Here is a 2,817-nt window from a genome sequence, read left to right as displayed (position 1 = left end):
TCCCATTGCCTTTTTCTCGCTCTGCACGCTGTAAACCAGTAGACCCCCATTCTGTAGAGATAATCAGTTGCAATTCTTCGGGAGTCACAGGGGGCCTCCAGCCTTGACCTGTGTATTGGATGCCAAAAATCCTCAATAAAAAACGAGTTGATTGGTTGAGAATCCAGATGAATGGGCCAAAAAAACGCACGATCGCTTTTACCGAAGGCCCCAAAAACCTAGCTAGCTGTTCTGAGTACAGCATGGCTAAGGATTTGGGACATAATTCTCCGATCACAATTTGCAAATAGGCAATCAAGAAAAAGGCAATGGGAATTGATAGAGAATGCGCTAAGAAGGTAGTCATGCTACTTGGTAAAGGCCAGGATTTTAACCATGCATTCACCAGCACGACAATGGTACTTTCGCCAATCCATCCCAATGCCAAACTAGAGAGGGTAATACCTAACTGAGTGGTAGATAATAGTCGGTCAATACTACGTTGTAGCATCTCGACTGCGATCGCTGGAACATCCCCAGCCTTAACTAGCTGGTGAATACGCGATCGCCGCACGCTTACCATCGAAAATTCCGCCGTCACAAAAAAGGCATTTATGGCAATCAGCAGTAGCACTGACAATAACCGTAGCGCCACGTCTGTCCAAATTAAATTAGGAAAACCAATCACCACCAAAGCTCGTGTAAAACTCACGCCCTCCATTTAGGGGAATAGGGAATAGGGAATAGGGAATAGGGAGTGAGGGAGTGAGGGAGTGAGGGAGTGAGGGACAAGAATTAATAACCAATGCCCAATGCCCAATGCCCAATGCCCAATGCCCAATGCCCAATGCCCAATCTACCTTTCTACAGGAATATTCGATGCCTCTAGCTTTAATTCTTGAGCAGGATAATCAGTAAGAGCAAGTGATATTTTCTTGACATCATCAAGTAAAGCTGTAGGAATGCTCACTGTACCTGTAAATGCTGGCCCATTTGCAGGCAATTCTGTTGGTAAACCCTCTGTACTAGCACTCAGGGTTCGTCCTTTATCATCGGTAACATCTAAAAAACTATACAGGAAGCGCACAGAATCTTTACCTTTGTTCTGCATTTTCACTTTCAGTAGCAAATCACCACCAGAGTAGCGGACAGATTGCACAGACATAGTTACGCCCTCACTCAGGGCAGTAACTGGAAAACCTGGCTGGAGTTTTTCTTCAACCACTGCTGGGGGTTTTTCCTCTGGCTTCTGCTTGCTGCTATTGGTTTCTTCATCATCGTCCTCTAACTTTTCCGATTTAGCAGCCTTGGTCTTACCCTCAATTCGCGCCTTAACAATTTTCAGAATTTCATCCTCTTTTAATAGCACTAGCCCTCCCTGTTGGGAGTTATTTGTCTTATTGCTGGCAAATTTGGTTGTAGGACGCCCATCTGGTGTAGTAACGCCTTTAAGTGCTGAACTACCTAGTTCAAACCCCAAAAGGGCACTCACAGAACCTGCTCCCATCATCAGGATTAACAAAACCAAAGTAAGGAGTACAGTAGAATTTATTTTCATCGCTGACAAGCTATCACAATAGAATGCTGGTCTATTTAAGAATAGTGAAGCTTTTGACCTCAATCCTTAAAGGAACTTAATCAATATTAGTCTGCACTATTTTATGATTAAATTATGTAGTATAAAAATCTGATAAGCTATTGTCGAGTATTCACAGGTGTAAATCTGTGCTATAATTACATAATTGGCTAAACTCAGTGCATGAGGTATTTTCCTCACCTAAAATTAGCAAATCAGGTTGACCTAAGAGTTGAAGTAATTGACTCTTCTGAACCCGAAACCCAACAAAACAAGCGCCTTTGGCCGATTGGGGAGGCAACGAACTCATAATTCGTCTTCAGGCTGGTTCGATTCCAGCAGGGCGCACTAAAATCATCCAAAAGCAGTAATAGAGGGATAAAGGGCATGGGGCATGGGGCATTGGGCATTGGTCAATAATTAATAGTTATTCTTCCCCTGCTCCCTCATCCCCCACTCCTCACTCCCTACTCCCCAATATTACCGAGGTGGTAAAGTTTCAAACCTGAATTCAGTTCCCACTTTGAGTTTATTGCTATTCAAACGAGGAGACATCATCAGCGATGTGTCGTAAGGATTTGGTAAATCAGGAGTGCGAATATATGGATCATTGCCAGCTTGCTGAGTCAGGACATCATGATATAAAGTGTTAAGCAACTGAGCATCGCGGGCAATTTCATTTTCTGGGAAGGAACCACCGAAACCGTAACCAGCTCCTATAAGTGAGTCTAGCTGGCGCTTGAGGCTACCATTTTCGTAGAAATTGCGATCGTGGCGAAAATAAGCTCGCTCAAATACATCATTTGTAGTTTCAGTTTTGGGCGTTTCCGTTTGGGCAGATGCAACAGAGGGAAAAGCAATACCAGCAGCAAGCATTACCAATAAACCACCAAAGGTTTTAAATTTTATACCCACGTTCCTAACTCCTCAATTTTTGGGCAATCTTAATTTATGCTTAATTTCAGAACTCTGATGAGTTCAACCTTTGGTGTAGCACAACTTTTAATGTTTTGTAATGACGTATCCTACTGAAACTCTTACCCACTCAGATATTTGGGCAACCACTGCTGATTTGACCAACTTGCGCCACAAGCTACTAGATTTATTTTGCCAACTTGCTTATCAAGAGGGTGATTTTTTCCCATTCTTTAGAGATTCCTGGCATCAAAATGCTAAAAGTGAACTTAACAGATTTTCAGGAATTGCAGCGCATATTTAGTGATGTCAAACCAACAGCAGTTATTCATACTGCTGCACATTCG

General features: G+C 42.8%; 4 protein-coding genes, 1 tRNA gene and 2 pseudogenes. 3 read left to right on the top strand and 4 right to left on the bottom strand.

Annotated elements, in window-relative coordinates:
• The 3 genes from LC574_RS34245 to LC574_RS34235 all read right to left on the bottom strand — a co-directional run.
• On the bottom strand, nucleotides 1–700 hold a 700-nt coding region (locus LC574_RS34245; protein ID WP_229458061.1), incomplete at its 3' end, for a CNNM domain-containing protein.
• Entirely contained in the window at nucleotides 651–827 is a 177-nt protein-coding gene (locus LC574_RS34240) for a hypothetical protein (RefSeq protein WP_229458060.1), read from the bottom strand. The genes LC574_RS34245 and LC574_RS34240, both read right to left, overlap by 50 nt.
• A gap of 8 nt (nucleotides 828–835) precedes the next feature.
• Nucleotides 836–1,537: a hypothetical protein gene (locus LC574_RS34235; protein ID WP_229458059.1), complete on the bottom strand. Its 702-nt coding sequence runs from the start codon at nucleotides 1,535–1,537 to the stop codon at nucleotides 836–838.
• A gap of 293 nt (nucleotides 1,538–1,830) precedes the next feature.
• On the opposite strand from LC574_RS34235, the gene LC574_RS34230 reads away from it, so the two are divergent.
• Nucleotides 1,831–1,903, top strand: a tRNA-Ile gene (locus tag LC574_RS34230).
• Between the two features lie 132 nt (nucleotides 1,904–2,035).
• Here LC574_RS34230 and LC574_RS34225 read toward each other — a convergent pair.
• On the bottom strand, nucleotides 2,036–2,470 hold the full coding sequence (locus LC574_RS34225; RefSeq protein ID WP_229458058.1) for a hypothetical protein: 435 nt from the start codon (nucleotides 2,468–2,470) through the stop codon (nucleotides 2,036–2,038).
• Between the two features lie 100 nt (nucleotides 2,471–2,570).
• Between LC574_RS34225 and LC574_RS34220 the strand changes: the two are divergent.
• Together LC574_RS34220 and LC574_RS34215 are read left to right on the top strand one after the other, a co-directional pair.
• Nucleotides 2,571–2,693: pseudogene (locus LC574_RS34220) on the top strand (orotate phosphoribosyltransferase); the annotation flags it as partial.
• Nucleotides 2,692–2,817: pseudogene (locus LC574_RS34215) on the top strand (NAD-dependent epimerase/dehydratase family protein); the annotation flags it as partial. The pseudogenes LC574_RS34220 and LC574_RS34215, both read left to right, overlap by 2 nt.

Source organism: Nostoc sp. CHAB 5715 (genome assembly GCF_020829685.1).
In the GTDB taxonomy this organism is placed as follows: Bacteria; Cyanobacteriota; Cyanobacteriia; order Cyanobacteriales; family Nostocaceae; genus Nostoc.
Note: the sequence above shows the minus strand (reverse complement) of the source record. Positions and strands in the feature narration are given on the sequence as shown.